The sequence below is a fragment of the Pseudomonas sp. 44 R 15 genome (assembly GCF_900004965.1).
GTDB lineage: Bacteria > Pseudomonadota > Gammaproteobacteria > Pseudomonadales > Pseudomonadaceae > Aquipseudomonas > Aquipseudomonas orientalis_A.
Window position 1 is genome coordinate 88739 of sequence record NZ_CVTU01000122.1, and the last position, 17124, is coordinate 105862.

At 63.1% G+C, this 17124-nt stretch carries 14 protein-coding genes; 11 read left to right on the forward strand and 3 right to left on the reverse strand.

What is annotated here, in order from left to right; all coding sequences use genetic code 11:
* Positions 1–36 precede the first annotated feature (36 nt).
* The 3 genes from BFP93_RS26715 to BFP93_RS28970 all read left to right on the forward strand — a co-directional run bounded on the left by BFP93_RS26715 (position 37) and on the right by BFP93_RS28970 (position 3493).
* Positions 37–1665: a pyoverdine maturation tyrosinase PvdP gene (locus BFP93_RS26715; protein WP_065895580.1), complete on the forward strand. Its 1629-nt coding sequence runs from the start codon at positions 37–39 to the stop codon at positions 1663–1665.
* Positions 1666–1750: 85 nt separating this feature from the next.
* Positions 1751–3103, forward strand: coding sequence for a Fic family protein (locus BFP93_RS26720; RefSeq protein WP_065895581.1), 1353 nt, complete (start codon positions 1751–1753; stop codon positions 3101–3103).
* Positions 3104–3166: 63 nt separating this feature from the next.
* Entirely contained in the window at positions 3167–3493 is a 327-nt protein-coding gene (locus tag BFP93_RS28970) for a hypothetical protein (RefSeq protein WP_176717587.1), read from the forward strand.
* Between the two features lie 120 nt (positions 3494–3613).
* Here the strand turns inward: BFP93_RS28970 and BFP93_RS26730 are convergent, their stop codons facing one another.
* The gene (locus BFP93_RS26730) at positions 3614–4336 is read right to left on the reverse strand and encodes a pirin family protein (RefSeq protein WP_065895583.1); all 723 of its coding nucleotides are present in this window, start codon (positions 4334–4336) and stop codon (positions 3614–3616) included.
* Positions 4337–4517: 181 nt separating this feature from the next.
* Here BFP93_RS26730 and BFP93_RS26735 point away from each other — a divergent pair, with 181 nt between their 5' ends.
* Positions 4518–5468: a GlxA family transcriptional regulator gene (locus BFP93_RS26735; RefSeq protein ID WP_065895584.1), complete on the forward strand. Its 951-nt coding sequence runs from the start codon at positions 4518–4520 to the stop codon at positions 5466–5468.
* A gap of 150 nt (positions 5469–5618) precedes the next feature.
* The gene (locus tag BFP93_RS26740) at positions 5619–7070 is read left to right on the forward strand and encodes a winged helix-turn-helix domain-containing protein (protein WP_065895585.1); all 1452 of its coding nucleotides are present in this window, start codon (positions 5619–5621) and stop codon (positions 7068–7070) included.
* On the opposite strand, the gene BFP93_RS26745 is transcribed toward BFP93_RS26740, so the two are convergent.
* Together BFP93_RS26745 and BFP93_RS26750 are read right to left on the reverse strand one after the other, a co-directional pair.
* Positions 7017–9788, reverse strand: coding sequence for an ATP-binding protein (locus tag BFP93_RS26745; protein ID WP_065895586.1), 2772 nt, complete (start codon positions 9786–9788; stop codon positions 7017–7019). The genes BFP93_RS26740 and BFP93_RS26745 overlap by 54 nt on opposite strands.
* A 58-nt stretch (positions 9789–9846) precedes the next feature.
* Positions 9847–10245 (reverse strand): helix-turn-helix domain-containing protein, encoded by a 399-nt coding sequence (locus tag BFP93_RS26750; RefSeq protein WP_065895587.1) that lies wholly within the window; start codon positions 10243–10245, stop codon positions 9847–9849.
* A 204-nt stretch (positions 10246–10449) separates the two neighbouring features.
* Here BFP93_RS26750 and BFP93_RS26755 point away from each other — a divergent pair, with 204 nt between their 5' ends.
* The 6 genes from BFP93_RS26755 to BFP93_RS26780 all read left to right on the forward strand — a co-directional run bounded on the left by BFP93_RS26755 (position 10450) and on the right by BFP93_RS26780 (position 16719).
* A complete protein-coding gene (locus BFP93_RS26755) occupies positions 10450–11358 on the forward strand; it encodes a LysR family transcriptional regulator (protein ID WP_065895588.1) in 909 nt (302 codons plus the stop codon).
* Between the two features lie 319 nt (positions 11359–11677).
* Positions 11678–12481, forward strand: coding sequence for a hypothetical protein (locus BFP93_RS26760; RefSeq protein ID WP_256095241.1), 804 nt, complete (start codon positions 11678–11680; stop codon positions 12479–12481).
* 94 nt (positions 12482–12575) lie between these two features.
* The gene (locus tag BFP93_RS26765; RefSeq protein ID WP_065895589.1) at positions 12576–13166 is read left to right on the forward strand and encodes an antibiotic biosynthesis monooxygenase; all 591 of its coding nucleotides are present in this window, start codon (positions 12576–12578) and stop codon (positions 13164–13166) included.
* On the forward strand, positions 13163–15001 hold the full coding sequence (locus BFP93_RS26770; protein WP_065895590.1) for an amidohydrolase: 1839 nt from the start codon (positions 13163–13165) through the stop codon (positions 14999–15001). Before BFP93_RS26765 ends, BFP93_RS26770 begins: the two co-directional genes overlap by 4 nt.
* Positions 15002–15023: 22 nt before the next feature.
* Entirely contained in the window at positions 15024–15641 is a 618-nt protein-coding gene (ycaC, locus tag BFP93_RS26775) for an isochorismate family cysteine hydrolase YcaC (protein WP_065888317.1), read from the forward strand.
* A 196-nt stretch (positions 15642–15837) separates the two neighbouring features.
* Positions 15838–16719 (forward strand): LysR family transcriptional regulator, encoded by an 882-nt coding sequence (locus tag BFP93_RS26780; protein ID WP_065895591.1) that lies wholly within the window; start codon positions 15838–15840, stop codon positions 16717–16719.
* Positions 16720–17124 lie beyond the last annotated feature (405 nt).

Below are 17124 nucleotides of genomic sequence, written 5' to 3' on the forward strand. Positions count from 1 at the left end.
TTCTAGCTCTGATTAAGCCGTTTCCTAAGGTAGACAATGACGATCTCTCGACGTGGGTTCATCGCAGGCCTGGCGCTGACCGGCGCGGCGGTGCCCGCGGCCTTTTACGCCCATCGCGAGCTGACGCGGGAAGAAGAATTCCCGGTCACCCCCGGCGAAGCCACGGTCGAGCTGGCCGACACCCAGGGCCAGCACCTGGCGAATACGTTGCGCGGCGTGTGGAGCCTGCGCCTGGAAGGCCGCGATGCCGGCCTCAGGGGCTTGCCGTCCCGGGGCCTGGAACTGCTGCTGGACATCGCGCCCCGTGGCCGTGGCTTGCGCGGTTACCTGGACACCGCCGAGAACCTGCGGGCCGACGGCGAGCCACGCTACCGCGTATTGGGCGATCTGCTGACGGGCGAGGGCGCCTTACTCTATTGGCGGCTGATCGACCGCGATTCGGCGGCGGGCATCCCGGCCTACGAATTCAAGATGACCCTCGATGAAGTCTGGGCCGACTTCGGCAATGCCGGCAGCGGCACCCTCAGTGGGCAGATCCTCGACCTTGAGCGGCCCCTGGCATTGACCGAGCGCGACAACCGATTCATCGCCCACAAACAGCTGTTCCCCGAAGCCCGCCAGCGCATAGGCCTCAACCCGACCCTGCTGGCCTGGCTGATTGCCCCCGAACATCGCCTGTTTCACCAGCTGTGGCACGCCACCCGTGACCAATGGCACAAGCTCTCCGAAGAAAAGCGCGAGGCCCTGCGCGGCATCGGCTGGCAACCCGGGCCGCGTGGCCGGGAGCGCGATGCACGGGGCAAGCTCAAGGACCGTAACGGCTCGGGCATCGACTTTTTCTTCATGCACCGCCATATGCTGGGCACTGCCCGCTCCATGCAGGACCTGCCGTCATGGCCGCATTTCCCCGAGCCCCAGCCGGCGCTGGAGCGCGATCGCCCGGGCTTCGTGCGCTACTTCGATAACCACGACGGCTTTGCGCTGCCGCCGTGCTGGTCGGCGCCGGATGACGCCGATTACACCCAGTGGGTCAGCGACATCAAGGCTGCCGAGACCTACCACAGCAATTTCCAGGTGTGGGAATCCCAATACCGCGACCCACGCTACCTGGCCAGGCTGACCCTGGGCCAATTGGGCTCGGAGATGGAGCTGGGCCTGCACGACTGGCTGCACATGCGCTGGGCTTCTGTGCCGCGTGACCCGTCCAACGGCGCCCCGGTGCCGTTTGCCCGCGACCCTGCGGACTTCGCCGCACGCTGGTACGCACCGGAAAACGACTTCCTCGGCGATCCGTTTTCATCCCACGTGAACCCGGTGTTCTGGCACTTCCACGGCTGGATCGATGACCGCATCGAAGACTGGTTCCGCGCCCACGAGCGGTTCCATCCGGGCGAAGTCACCCGGCTTGAGGTCAACGGCGTAGCCTGGTTCGCACCGGGACGCTGGGTTGAAGTCGGCGACCCCTGGCTCGGCCCGGATACCCACGGCTGCAGCACCACGCCGGGGTTGCAGCAGGGCCGCTCGATGGAAATGGACCCGGAAATCATGAAACTGGCCCTGCGCATCACCTTCGGCGCCGATGAGGAACTGCTCAAAGGCCTGTTCAAGCGCGTGCCGAAGCGGCCCTGGTATGCGCGGCATTTGAAGGTCAAACGCGAGGCCTGAGTGCGGTGTTTTGGCTGCGTGTTTCTTGACATCGCGGCACTGGCGCGCAACGATCAAATCAATTTTTCAAAATTGAGTTTCAGTCGTGGCGAAAATCCATAAACCCACTGATTTCGCGGCTTTGTTAGATCGTCATGGTTTGCAGGTTTTCGAGCTTGCACGCATTTTCAAGGCGGTCGATGACAAAGGCCGATATTTGCACTGGGACGAATTCCGCCGTTACCCGACGCCGGGGATCAATAAAGAGGCGGCCTGGGCCGCCATCAAGATGTCCCGGGCCTGTGGGAGCAAGACGCTTGAGCTCAAGAGCGAATGCGGCAGTGCTTTTTTCTTGTGCTCCACGGATTTCAGCGATGCGGTGATTCACGCTGTCGAGTCGGTGACATCCCGTTTAGGCGGGGCGGCAGCGTCGTCTCCTCAATACCGTGATAACGCTCAGTACCTGGTCGACTCCTTGATGATGGAAGAGGCAATTTCCAGCGCCCAACTGGAAGGTGCCGCGACCACGCGCAAAATCGCCAAGGACATGCTGGCCAAGGAGCGCCCGCCGCAGAATGACGATGAGCGGATGATCCTCAATAACTATCAACTGATGAAACATGCCAAGTACAACCAGGGCGAAGACCTGTCTGTCGCATTGATCTGTGAGTTCCATGGCATCGCGACAGCAGGGATTGACGAGGACGATATTCGCCCCGGGCATATCAGGGAAACCGACGATATTTTTGTCGGCGGCGCGGGGAATGAAATTGTTCATCAACCCCCTCAGGCTGCATTGCTACCGGACAGGCTTGAGGCACTTTGCAGGTTTGCCAATGACCGCCATGACGGTCAAGGCGGCAGGCACTTTATCCATCCGCTGGTCAAAGCCATCATTCTTCATTTCATGCTGGGTTATGAGCACCCCTTCAGGGACGGCAACGGCCGGACAGCGCGCGCGTTGTTCTATTGGTTCATGCTCAAAAGTGGTTATTGGCCTTTTGAGTACATTTCCATCAGCGCCTTGCTCAAAGAAGCCCCGATGCAATACGGGCGCTCGTATATCCATACGCAAACCGATGGATTCGATTTGACCTATTTCGTCATTTATCAATTGCGGGTCATCGAGCGCGCGATGAACGAATTCATGCTGTATTTCGAAGGTAAAAGGCAAGAAGCCGTAGAGCTGATGAGCTGGCTCGATTCGCTTGATTTAAAAGAAGGGTTGAACTACCGACAGGGCCATTTCCTGAAAAAAGTGCTGCAACACCCTGGGCGCATCTATACGCCCAGGGAACTCACCCATGACTATGACATTTCCGAAAATACGGCACGCAAGGATCTTGAAAAACTGGTCGGCATGAAACTTCTATTCAAGGTACAGGAAGGAAAAAGCCACCTGTACATCGCGCGCGACGATGCGCAGTTCAACTTGAAGAAGCTGACGAACGCGGGTTGATAGAAAACAAAAAAACCGGCTGATCAGGCCGGTTTGGGTTCCCTTCAACAGCAGGGGTTATACGTGGTTGCTCAGCAGGCGTTCAGCACCGCCTTCGGCCAGGCCACGTTCCTGCAGACGATCTGCACCGCCCTCAGCCAGGCCGCGTTCCTGCAGGCGATCCGCACCGCCCTCGGCCAAGCCACGTTCCTGCAGGCGATCCGCTCCGCCCTCAGCCAGGCCACGTTCCTGCAAGCGATCCGCACCACCTTCGGCAACACGGGTTTCAATCATGCGATCCGCGCCGCCTTCAGCGACTACCGGGTGGGCGAAAGCGTTTGCAGCGAGTACCGAGAAAGCGAGGCTAAGCAAGAGTTGGCGTTTCATGATGGTGTGCTCCAAGTGTTTTAGTGAGGTGCCGTTTGGCATGGGTTTGATGTTACGCGTCGCAGTTTTTAAGAGAACTTCATTGCGCTGATGGTGACTATCGACGCCAGCGATGGACCCGCTCACGGGCCATCACTGCGACCGTCATGGCATCTGCGGCACTTCATTGGGGCGCAGGTCAAACACCAGCACCTCGGCGTCCTCGCCATGGCTCAGGCGAATCTGGCGTTCGTCCCGTACGCGCGCACCGTCGCCTTCCTGCAAGCGCTGGCCATTGAGCTCGACGCTGCCGCGCGCCACATGGATGTAGGCATAGCGATCCGGCGGCAAGTCCAGTTGCGCGCTTTCATCACCATCGAACAGCCCGGCATACACCCGCGCATCCTGGCGAACATTCAACGAACCGTCGGCGCCATCCGGCGAGATGATCAGTTGCAGGCGCCCGCGTTTTTGCGCTTCGCTGAAGTGCTCCTGCTGATAGCGCGGCTTGGCCCCGGCTTCATTGGGCACGATCCAGATTTGCAGGAAGTGCACACCCAGGCGGTGACTGTGGTTGAACTCGCTGTGGGCCACGCCGCTGCCGGCGCTCATCAATTGCACATCGCCGGGGCGGATCACCGAACCGGTGCCCAGGGTGTCCTTGTGTTCCAGGGCGCCTTCGAGCACATAGGAGAAAATCTCCATGTCACGGTGCGGGTGCTGGCCGAAGCCTTTGCCGGCGGCGACGCGGTCATCGTTGATCACCAGCAGGTCGGAAAACCCTTGTTCATTCGGGTTCCAGTAGTTGGCGAAGGAGAAGGTGTGGAACGACTTCAACCAACCGTGATTGGCGGCGCCGCGTTCGGAAGCTTTGCGAAGGGTCAGCATGGTCCAGTCCTCAAGTGAGCGCGGGCTGCGAGATGCAGGGCGCTTGCGTTGAGAAGAAGGTTAATGGTTAACGGTTAATTCATTAAGAAGATGAAATCCGAATAACTGTCTCTTATGAGTTGACAGTAAAAGGCATGCCATAATGCCCGTCGCCTTTCTTCTCGATGGACGTTTCCCGCTTATGAAAACCGTGGCCATGGCGCTGTTTCCGGACTTCCTGCTGCTCGACATGGCCGGGCCGCTTGAAGTGTTTTCGATTGCCAACCGCTACCTGCCGGTGGCCGACCACTACCGGATCCTCACCATCGGCACCGAGCCTGGGCCGTTGCGCGCCTCCAATGGCGTCACGGTGCAGACCGACCTGCTGCTGGAGCAGGCCCAGGACGCCTATGACGTGCTGCTGGTGCCTGGCGGTCCGGGGGCCTATAACGAATGCCATCCCGCGCTGCTGCCCTGGCTCAAGGCGATGGCGCCACGGGCACGGCGTTTCGGTTCGATCTGCACCGGCGCCTTTGTGCTCGGGCACGCCGGCTTGCTCGACGGGCACCGCGTGACCACCCACTGGCATTACACCGAACGCTTGATCAAGGCATTCCCGAACGCCATCGTCGAGACCGATCGCATCTACCTGCAGGACCGACGCTTGATCACCTCGGGTGGCGTCACGGCCGGTATCGACCTGGCCCTATCGATTGTCGCCCAGGACCATGGCAAGCAAGTGGCGGTGGACGTGGCCAAGGTGTTGCTGGTGGTGATGAAACGCCAGGGTGGCCAGGCCCAGTTCAGCCCGATGACCGCCGCCGTGGCGCCCCAGGAAACCGCGATCACTCGGGTGCAGCACCACGTGCTGGCGCAGCTCGACCAACCCTTTACCATCGAGTCGATGGCCGAACTTGCCGGCATGAGCGCGCGGCACTTTGCGCGACTGTTCGCCAGGGAAGTGCAGATGACGCCCATGGCGTTTCTGCAAGGCGCGCGCATCGACCGTGCCCGCCAGTTACTGGAAACCACCGACCTGCCGCTCAAGACCGTGGCGTTCCACTCAGGCTTCGGCAGCGTGCGGCATATGCGCTTTCTGTTCAGTGAAAAGCTCGGCCTGAACCCTACCCAATACCGACAACAGTTCAGTTAACGACACCCTGTCCGTCTGAGGCCCCCGATTGTCCGTATCGCTCCCCGTGCCAGCATTGTCCTGTTATCGCCAGCTGGCAAGATAACGTCGAGCCCACGGAAAAAGGATGCGCAGGCACTCAAGCACGGGTGTTTCAGCGCTGTTACGGACATGAATCATTCTGCGGCGGTGAGCTTCGGCGCCTATACGTTTCATCGGCACCAGCGTCTGGTCAGCAAGGCCGGCTGGCCGGTGCCGCTGGGCGGGCGCGCCCTGGATATCCTCGCGGTGTTGCTGGAAGCGCCGGGGCACTTCATCAGCAAGGCGACCTTGATCGAACGGGTCTGGCCCAACAGCGTGGTTGAAGACAATAACCTGCGCGTGCACATTGCCGCGTTGCGTCGCGCCGTGGATGTGCAGCCTTTGATCCTCAATCATCCGCAGCGCGGTTATTGCTTCGCTGCGCCCGTGCAAGGCGCGCTGCCGACGTTGCCGGCAGAGCACAACCTGGCGGCGCGGCTGAGCCCCGTGGTCGGTCGCGATGAGTTGGTAGGCATGCTGGTACGGCGCATGGCCGGGCAGCGGCTGTTGACCCTGACCGGAGTGGGCGGTATCGGCAAAAGTACCCTGGCCCTGGCGCTCGCCGAACGCGTGTTGCCACGCTATCGCGACGGGGTGTGGTGGGTCGACCTGGGCGACCTGCGCACGCTGGGCGAACTGCTCGGGCACCTGGCCACGCTCTTGCAGTTGGACGCGGTCGACAGCCTCGATGAGCTGTGCCGACGGTTGGCCGCGCGCCGATTGCTGCTGGTATTCGATGGGGCCGACCTGCTGCTCGGTGCCTGTCGCAAGCTGCTGCGCGCGCTGCACGAAAGGGCGCCGGAGGTCAGCGTGCTGGTCAGCAGTCGCGAGGCCTTGCTGGTGCCGGGCGAATGGGTGATGCGCGTGCCGCCGTTGGGCGTGCCGTCGCCGTCGGCGCTGGGCAGTGTCGAGCAGGCCATGGCCTGTCCCGCGGTGCAGTTGTTCGTCGCACGGGCGCGCGCCAGTCAGCAGGGTTTTGTGTTGCGGCCCCAGGAGTTGATGCCGCTGCGTGATATTTGCCGGCGCCTGGACGGTATCCCGTTGGCCCTCGAACTGGCGGCCGCCCAGGTTGACGCCCTGGGTATCGGCGGTGTGCAGCGGCAATTGCGCAGCGGCCTGCACGGGCTGAGCCACGGTCGTCGCACGGCGGTGGAACGCCATCGCTCAATGACCGCCGCGCTGGACTGGAGCTACGAGCGCCTGAGCCTGCCGGAGTGCTGGCTGTTCCTGCAGTTGGGCCTGTTCAAGATGGCGGTGACCCTGCCCACCTTGCGTGAAATGGTCAGCGGGACCGAGCTTGAGCACGCTGATTTGTCTTACCTGCTGGCGCGTCTGGTCAATCTGTCGCTGCTGACCGCCGAGCCTGGCCCGGGCCCGACGCGCTATCGCCTGCTCAATAGCGTGCGCAGCTACGCCCTGGCGCAGTTGCGCGATCCGCTTCAGGTCGAGCGCTTGCAGCAAGGTTATGGGCAGTGCCTGGGTGAGTTTTCAGGCCGGCCGTTTGTCCTGCAACTCGTCGAGCAGGCGGCGTGCGCGCAGTAGATCGCGGGTGGCGAAGCCTTCGGTAAATCGAGCGTAGATCGGCTCCAGCAAATCCCTGGCGGCTTGCCTGCGCCCTTGTTGCTGCCAGCGTTGCGCCAGGCAGCCCGCACAGCGCAACTCCCAGGCCAGGGCACCTTGCCGGCGTGCCAGGCCAAGGGCTTCGAGCAGCAGCGTTTCAGCACCGTGGGTATCCCCCTGGAGCGACACCTGCCCGGCGTACACCCGCAGGATTTCCGGCGCGCACCAGCCCGCCGCGCCACTGCGCGCGCGGTGCATGCCCGGCTCATCGACCTGCCGCATGTCGAAGGTGACCAGGGTGTCCTCGATCAGTCCCAGACCCTGCAGATCCTGGTCGCCCAGGATGCCGGCATAGTGCCCGGCCCAGGTCTGGAACAGTTGCACCGAATGCTTGTGCGCCTGCTCAAGCAACAGGCGTTGCATGGCCTGTGCCTCGTCGTCGGCACCGTTGTAGCGGGCGATGACTACACCAGCCAAGGCCAGGGTGTAGCAGATCGAGGTGCCGTGGTTGATCTGCAGCGCCAGCTCCAGTGCCTGGCTCGCGGTGCGCCAGGCGCGTTCGGGGAAGCCTTGCAGCCAAAGGATGCGCGCCAGGACGGTCAGGGACGCGACGCTCTGGTCGTACTGCACGCCGACGCCGTGGGCGAAGCGGTTCACGTGGCCGCTGTGGCTCATCCGTTGCAGCACCTGCTCGGCATGATGCCGTGCCCGTGCCTGATCGCCGGTGTAATGCCGGGCGAGGGCGCGCAGGCGTTGGGTACTCAGGTCCAGCAGCGGCTCGGTGCGCGGGTCGAGGCGATCAAATTGCAGGCTCTGTTGCAGCGCCTGGTCATAGCGCCCGGCACACAGGTTCACCGCCATATGCCCGGAGACCGCGCGTAACTGGCCGGCCAGGTCCTGGCGTTCTTCGGCCAGGCGCGCGGCACCGACAAACGCCGCAATGGTCTGCGGCGCGGCGCCCAGGGCGTGGTAGGAGAGGCTGCCCAGGGCCAATTGCAGTTGCAGGGTCAATTGCGTACAGGGCGCTTCGACCTGATCGATCAGCGCCAGCGCCTTGTCCACATAACCGGCATGCTCGCGCAGCAACGACAGTTCCTGCCACAGGGGCATCGCACTGACCGTCAGGCGGATCGCCAGCAAGTGCCCCGCGTCGTCGGCAAATCCCCAGTCGAGGGCGGCGCGCACGTCTTCGCGCAACGGTGCGTAGCGCTCGATCCAGGGCTGGGTGGCGATCAGTTCCCAATCACCGCGGGCCTGTTCCATCAGCGCCAGGCAGCGTGCCGCATGGCGTTCGCGCGTGGCTTGCAGTTCGCCCGCGAGGCTGAGCTTTTCCAGGGCATACGTGCGGGTGATATCCAGCAGGCGATAGACCATCTCTTCCTCGCCGGCGTCCACATTCAGCAGCGACTTGGCCACCAGTTGCGTGATGGAGCCGAGCACTTCGGCCAGGGCCACGTGTTCCCCGGCGATCACCGCCGCCGCGCTGACCAGGCTGAAGCCCCGACGAAACACCGCCAGCCTGCGCAGGCAGATTTTTTCGCCTTCGGTGAGCAGGTCAAAGCTCCAGTCGAGCGTGGCCCGCAAGGTTTGCTGGCGGGGCAGGGCGTTGCGCCGTCCGCGGGTCAGCAGGCGGAAGTTGTCCTCCATCTGCACCAGCAGCCCCGGCAAGCCAAAACGCTCGATCTGCGCGGCCACCAGCTCGATTGCCAGGGGAATGCCGTCCAGGCGCTGGCAGATATCGATGGCCAGCGGCAGGTCGGCATCGCTCAGGGCAAAGCTGTCCTGATGGGCCATGGCCCGCTCGATCAGCAATTGCATGGCCGGGTAACCCAGGGCCTGGGCGCGGTTGCCGGTGGCGGGCGGGCAACTCAGCGGCTCCAGGCGTTGCACCGACTCACCTTCGGCGCGCAGCGCTTCACGACTGGTGGCGAGGATGTGCAGGTGCGGCGCATGGCGCAACAGGGTTTCGCTGATCAGAGCAATGTCGTCGAGCAGGTGCTCGCAGTTGTCGATCACCAGCAGCAACTGGCGTGCCTGCAAGCTGCGGGCGAGGCTTGCCAGCGGCGCATTCTCCCCGGGTGCGGCGCCCAGCAAGGCGGCGAGGTTGGGCAGAATCATCGACGCGGCACTGAGCGGCGCCAGGTCCAGCAGATGAATTCCATCGCGGTAATGCCCGATCAGCAATTCCGCGACGCGCAGCGCGACGGTGGTCTTGCCGATGCCACCGGCGCCGGTCAGGGTGATGAAACGTTGCTGCGGCAGTTGCTGCACCAGCGCATCGATCAGGGCCTGGCGGCCGATCATGCGCGTGCGCCGCAGCGGCAGGTTGTGGCCAGGGCGTTGGGGCGCGCCGTCGGTGGGTAGCGTCATCGGTTCGATGCTCAGTGGCGCGACAAAACTGTAGCCGCGCTGGGCGACCGTGACGATATAGCGCTGCCCCGCCTGGCCGTCGCCCAGGGCCTTGCGCAACGCGGCCATGTGCACCCGCAGGTTGCCATCTTCCACCACGCTTTTGGGCCAGACCCGCGCGATCAGCTCCTGCTTGCTCACCACATTGCCGGCGTGCTCCAGCAGGATCAGCAGAATATCCACCGCCCGCCGTCCCAGGCGCAGCGGGCGACCGGCCTCCAGCACCAGGCGCTCGCGCGGATGGATGCGGTAGGGGCCGAAGTGCACGGCCTGGTCGTTCAACTCATTCATGGCTGCCCAGGTTCAAGAGTAACGGATGGGCAAGCATATTCCAGGCGCTTGAAGACCACTAGGCTGCGATCACCTCGGGCTTGGAGCGCGAGTGGTGGTTTCGCCAGGTCATCGGGTTCACGCCCTCGCTGCGCGTGAACATGTGACAGAAGTGCGCCTGGTCGCAAAAGCCGCATTCCAGGCTGATCTGCGTAAGGCTCAGGGAAGAACCGGTGATCAGTTCCTTGGCGCGCAGGATGCGCTGGTTGCGAATCCACTCCTGGGGCGACACCCCGGTGGAACACTTGAAGGCGCGGGAAAAGTGACTGCGCGACAACGCGCACGCCTGGGCCAGCTCGGCGATGCTCAGGCTTTCGCCGAGGTTGGCGAGGATCAGTTGCTTGGCGATACGCTCGCGCCGGGGGCACAGGCCTCCGGTGGCGGATAGACGAGGGGCATATTGCTCGAGTCGGGCCATGACAAATATCCGCAGTCGATGGGAGCTTTCCCGTTGAATGGATGCAGTGTAGACGCCGTTCATCTTGTTGCCGGACCGCCTGGCTGACGAGTTAATCGTTGTTAATTTCGCCAGGTGCCGGCGGGGAAAAGACAGCACAGGTGTGCAATCGCGAGCGTTGCGGGCGTGCTTCCCTGACCCCCTGCAAACCGTCTGGATACCGCCATGAACCGCAACGACCTGCGCCGCGTCGACATGAACCTGCTGGTGATTTTCGAAGCCCTGATGTTCGAGAAGAACCTGACCCGGGTCGCCGAGAAACTCTTTATGGGCCAGCCGGCGGTGAGCGCGGCACTGGGCCGCCTGCGTGACTTGTTCGACGACCCGTTGCTGCTGCGCAACGGTCGCGGCATGGAACCCACGCCACGGGCGGTGGCGATACTCAAGGAACTGCAACCGGCCATGGACACCATTTCGGGCGCCGTCAGCCGTGCCAAGGATTTCGACCCCTCCACCAGCTGCGCGGTGTTTCGCATCGGCCTGTCCGACGACGCCGAGTTCGGGCTGTTTCCGCCCTTGCTCAGTCACCTGCGCGAAGCAGCACCCGGCATCATCGTGGTGGTGCGCCGGGCCAATTACCTGTTGATGTCGTCGTTGCTGGCCAGCGGTGAAATCTCGGTAGGGGTGAGCTACACCACCGAACTGCCGGCCAACGCCAAGCGCAGGAAGCTGCGCGATATTCCCTGCAAGGTGCTGCGCGGCGATGATGGCGAGGCGCCGCTGAGCCTGGACGATTACTGCGCCAGGCCCCATGCCATGGTGTCGTTCTCGGGTGATTTGAGCGGCAATATCGACCTGGACCTCGCACGCATCGGCCGTTCGCGGCGGGTAGTGCTGGCGGTGCCGCAGTTCAGCGGGCTGCGCGCATTGCTGGCCGGTTCGCAGATTATCGCGACCGTGCCCGATTACGCGGCGTGTGCATTGACCGAGGGCACCCGCCTGCGGGCCGAAGACCCGCCGTTCGCGATTGATGCGGCAGAGCTGTCGATGGTGTGGAGCGGGGTGCATGACAATGACCCGGCCGAGCGCTGGTTGCGGGGCAAGATTGCGCAACATATGGCCGCAGAGGTTTAGCGGTTCAGCCCCGGCGCCGAACGCGGTCTCACCTGGCCGGCCTCGACATACAGCAAAGTCCTAACGATGCGCACGCTTTTTCCGGCTGCCCGCCTGGGGTTGGCCCGCCTACCATGGGTCAACTTTCAAGCAGGGGCGGGTAGCGACTATGTATATCTCTCAGAGGCCACAGGTTATTCCACCGGTTACACCACAGCCGGGTCATGACGCGCCCGCTTCGGCGTCGCGGCACCCGGAGTCAATACCCGCGAGCGCTGATTCGGGCGCTGGCGTCGCGGGCTCAACCCGCTCTGTCGTCTCCACGCCGGGGGCTGTGCCGGTGACTGTCGAGACCTCAAAACTGGACAGGGTGAGCGATCCGCGTCTGGAGATTAAGAAGGAGGCCTCAGCACCCGATGGGATGTACCTCGTTTCCTACACGGTTCCCGGATCAGGCCAGGGGGTGAGCAACCTTACTTTTCCAATCAGTATTGGCGCGGGCCCGCAAAGAACCCCTAGCGAGCCTGCGGGGATTTATTACGCGATGCAGTTCGGCATTAATGACGCACAGGGTAATTCCCTCGGCGACGGGTATATCGGGCTGCAGCCAGGGGAGGACGGCAAGGCGCAGGTGCCGTTTTCCGGGTTCGGGTCGCACTTTACCGCTCCGGACGGCAGTTGCGACGCGGACGGTGGCCCGGGGGCGAGCAACAGTACAACGGTGGATTTCACGTTCGGTCATCAATACAACCTCACGGTGGAGCAAGACCCGCAGAATCCGCAGCGGTTGAGCGGGTATATCCAGGACGTCACGGACCCCGAGCATCTCGGGCCCAGGCAACACGTCAAAGACCTTTACGTCGATCGCAAGGTCAGCTTGACCACGAGCTATAGCGGGTTCGTCGAACACTACGGTAAGGAGATCGATCGCAGTTCGCAGATAGCGCCGACCGCAGGCAGCTTTTCCGCGCCTTTCACCACGGATGACCAAGGCAATATCAAGGTGGGTTCAGTCAAGAGCGAGGGATTGTATGGTCGGTTCCGCAATTCGATCACCGGCGATCTGCAAGTGACTCGAGTGAACGGCGAGGGTAAGGCGCTCAAGTTCTCCTTCCAGGGCGTCGGTTACCAAAAGCCAGGCTGAGCGTCGCGGCAAACAGCACATACATTCAATTCTCCACCGCCTTTGCCCAGCACACTCCCCCCATCGCTAAATGCACCGGGGGGAAACACCCATCATGGACCCAACACCCAACATCAGCCCCGACGAAGTCGTCACGCTGGTCGTCAAGCACCGGGTCAAGCCCGGCCGTGAAACCGAGTACGAAGCCTGGCTGCGCCGCATCGTCCGCACCGCCGGTGAACGCCCCGGCCACCTTGGCGTTGACGTCGTGCGCAGCCAGCAGAGCGGCATGGCCCTGTTTACCTGCGTACTGCGCTACCGCTCCACCGACGCCCTGGAGTTGTGGCTCGACTCCCCGCAACGCCAGGCCCTGATCGATGAAGCGGCGCCAATGCTGGCCGACGGCGACCAGACTGAAGTCGGCGCCGCCAATGAATTCTGGTTCGCCCCCCAGGCCGACGGAGCCGCCAAGCCGCCGCGCTGGAAGCAGGCGGTGGTGAGCCTGTGTGTGATCCTGCCGCAAACCCTGCTCCTGCCGTTTATCTGGGGGCCGATCCTGCGTTTGCATCCGTTTCTGTCCAACTACGTGGTCTCCACCTTCCTGGTCACCCTGACCATCGTGCTGCTGGTGGTTTACCTGCTGATGCCGGCGGCCACTCGCCTGTTCGCTCCCTGGCTTGAAGCCTCTGTAAAGGAAACCCCATGAACGCCGATCTGATTCTGTTCAATGGCCAGTTCCACACCGTGGACCGGGAAAACCCTCGCGCCAGCGCGGTCGCCATTCGTGACGGGCGCTTCGTCGCCGTGGGCACCGACGGTGAAGCCATGGCCCTGCGCGGCAGCACCACCGAGGTCATCGACCTCAAGGGCCGTACCGTGATTCCCGGCCTCAACGACTCGCACCTGCACCTGATCCGCGGCGGGCTGAACTACAACCTCGAGTTGCGTTGGGAAGGCGTGCCGTCCCTGGCCGATGCCCTGCGCATGCTCAAGGACCAGGCCGACCGCACCCCCACGCCGCAATGGGTGCGCGTGGTGGGCGGCTGGAACGAATTCCAGTTCGCCGAAAAGCGCATGCCCACCCTTGAAGAACTCAACCAGGCCGCGCCGGACACGCCGGTATTCGTGCTGCACCTGTACGACCGCGCCTTGCTCAACCGTGCGGCGTTGCGCGTGGCCGGCTACACCAAGGACACGCCGAACCCACCGGGCGGCGAGATCGTGCGTGACAGCAACGGCAACCCCACCGGCATGCTGGTGGCGCGGCCCAACGCGATGATTCTGTACTCGACCCTGGCCAAAGGCCCGAAACTGCCGTTGGAGTACCAGGTCAACTCCACCCGCCAGTTCATGCGTGAGCTCAATCGCTTGGGCCTGACCAGCGCCATCGACGCCGGCGGCGGTTTCCAGAACTATCCCGACGACTACGCGGTGATCGAGCAACTGGCCAGGGACCAGCAGTTGACGGTGCGCATCGCCTACAACCTGTTCACCCAGAAGCCCAAGGAAGAGCTCAGCGACTTCAAGCACTGGACCGGCAGCGTCACCCTGCATCAGGGCGATGACTACCTGCGCCACAACGGTGCCGGCGAGATGCTGGTGTTTTCCGCCGCCGACTTCGAAGACTTCCTCGAACCGCGTCCGGACCTGCCGCTGACCATGGAGCAGGAGCTGGAACCGGTGGTGCGCCACCTGGTGGAACAGCGCTGGCCGTTCCGTCTGCATGCCACTTACGACGAATCCATCTCGCGCATGCTCGACGTGTTCGAGAAGGTCAACCGTGACATTCCGTTCAATGGCCTGCCGTGGTTTTTCGACCACGCCGAAACCATCACGCCGAAAAACATCGAGCGCGTGCGTGCCCTCGGCGGCGGTATTGCGATCCAGGACCGCATGGCGTTCCAAGGCGAATACTTCGTTGAGCGCTACGGTGCCAAGGCCGCCGAAGCGACGCCGCCGATCAAGCGCATGCTCGCTGAAGGCGTACCGGTAGGCGCGGGCACCGATGCCACGCGGGTGTCGAGCTACAACCCGTGGACATCGCTGTACTGGATGGTCAGCGGCCGCACCGTCGGTGGCCTGGAGCTGCACGCCGAGGGCCTGCCGCGCCTCACCGCACTGGAGCTGTTTACCCACGGCAGCGCCTGGTTCTCGTCCGAGCAGGGCAAGAAGGGCCAGATCAAGGTCGGTCAACTGGCCGACGTTGCAGCGTTGTCGGCGGATTTTTTCAGCGTCGACGAAGAAGCCATCAAGTGGATCGAGTCGGTACTGACCGTGGTCGGCGGCAAGGTGGTATATGGCGCCGGCGACTTCGACGATTACGCACCGCCACGGGTTCCGGTGCTGCCGGACTGGTCGCCGGTGGTCAAGGTGCCGGGGCACTGGCGGCCGACTTCACCGCTGCAAGCTCAAGTACACCAGTGCAGCGGCCCCTGCGGCGTGCATGCCCACCGCCATGAAAAAGCCCGTTTTTCCAGCGTGCCGGTCAGCGACTTCCAGGGCTTCTGGGGCGCGTTCGGCTGCTCGTGCTTTGCCTTCTAACCAACACCAACGGAGTTAACCCATGACTTACAAGCGCTTGAACAAAGACGACGCGGTTGTCCTGCTGGTCGATCACCAGACCGGCCTGATCTCACTGGTGCAGGATTTCTCCCCCAACGAATTCAAGAACAACGTGCTGGCCCTGGCCGACGTGGCGAAGTTCTTCAACCTGCCGACCATCCTGACCACCAGCTTTGAAGCCGGCCCCAACGGCCCGCTGGTGCCGGAACTCAAGGCACTGTTCCCTGATGCGCCGTACATCGCTCGCCCTGGCCAGATCAACGCCTGGGACAACGAAGATTTCGTCAAGGCCGTCAAGGCCACCGGCCGCAAGCAGATCATCATTGCCGGTGTGGTGACCGATGTGTGCGTCGCGTTCCCGACCCTGTGCGCCCTCGATGAAGGCTTCGAGGTGTTCGTGGTTACTGACGCTTCCGGTACCTTCAACGAAACCGTGCAACAAGCAGCCTGGGCGCGTATGACCGCTGCCGGTGCGCAACTGGTGAACTGGTTCGCCGTGGCCTGCGAGCTGCAGGTTGACTGGCGCAACGACATGGAAGGCCTGGCCAACCTGCTGTCGCCGCGCATCCCCAACTACCGCAACCTGATGAACAGCTACTCGGCGTTCACGGCCAAGTAACCCGGTCTCAAAGCTGTAGATAATCCCTGTGGGAGGGGGCTTGCCCCCGATAGCGGTGCAACAGTCACAGTTGCTGTGTCTGAACCACCGCCATCGGGGGCAAGCCCCCTCCCACATTTGATTGTGTTTCACATTGGGTTTGTGGTGTGGTCACTGACCGGTTATAAAACAGCCCATCGTCCACCGAGAAGCGACAATGAACCCCTTCGAAGACATGCGCCTGTTCTGCCAGGTCATGGAGTCCGGCAGTTTTACTGCGGCCGCCGAGCAGTTGGGCCTGTCCAAGCAGTTCGTCAGCCGCCGCCTGATCCAGCTGGAAGACCGCCTCGGTGTGCGCCTGCTCAATCGCTCCACGCGCCGCCTGGATGTCACGCCGCTGGGCCAGAGCTACTACGAATCGGCCTTGCGCCTGCTCAGTGACGTCGAGCAAGTGGAACAGGGTATCGCCGGCCAGAACAGTGAACCGCGCGGCACCCTTCGCCTCAGCGCGCCGCTGTCGTTTGCCATGGCGCATTTGGGGTGCCTGCTGCCGTTGTTCCTGCAGCGCTATCCGGAAGTCGCGGTGGAAGTCGACCTCAGCGACCGCCCGGTGGACCTGATCGGTGAAGGCTACGATCTGGTACTGCGCATCGGCACCCTGGAAGATTCCACCTTGATCGCCCGACGTATTGCCAGCATCCCGCGCGTCTACTGCGCCAGCCCCGACTACCTGGCCCTGCGCGGTACGCCGCACAAACCCGATGACCTCGCCGATCACGATTGCCTGCCCTACGGGCACGGTCGCCAGGTGCAATGGCGTTTCAAGGGCAAGCTGCAAGCGCTGCATGTGAGCGGGCGCATGCGCGTCAATAACGGCGATTTGCTGCGCGACGCCGCGATTGCCGGACTGGGCGTGACCTACCTGCCGACCTTTATCGTCGGCGATGCGTTGAAGGACGGCCGCCTGGTCAGCGTACTGGACGCGTTCGCCCCCGAAGCCCTGACCTTGTCGGCGGTGTACCCCCAGCACCGGCAGAGTTCGCGGCCGGTGCAGGCGCTGGTCGAGTTCCTGCGCGAACGCCTGGCCGGCGGTTGCTGAGCGACTGCCCGCAGTGTTTAACGGGGCGCCCAAGATCAAGGCACGGCGGCCTTGGAGCCGACCGCTATGCTGTGTCGATCCCGGTGCAAATGTGGGAGGGGCGGTGCGACGATTCGACTTGGCCCCGATGGCGGCCTCTGAGCCGACCAGGATGCTGGATTGGACCGAGTACATATCCGTTTCTGCGGTAACGGCTGCTATGGGTTCCGCTTTTACAGCGGCTCACTTTTGAAAAGCGCAAAAGTAAGCAAAACGCTCTTGCCCCACCACTCGGCACCTCGCTAATGCTCGGTGTGCCCGAACGCAGGCTTGAATCCGTGGGCCGCCGCAATGGGCCATCCCTGGCCCAGTGCGGCTAACCCGGCGTCCTGCCGGGTTACCCACGGATTCAAGCCTGCGTTCGGC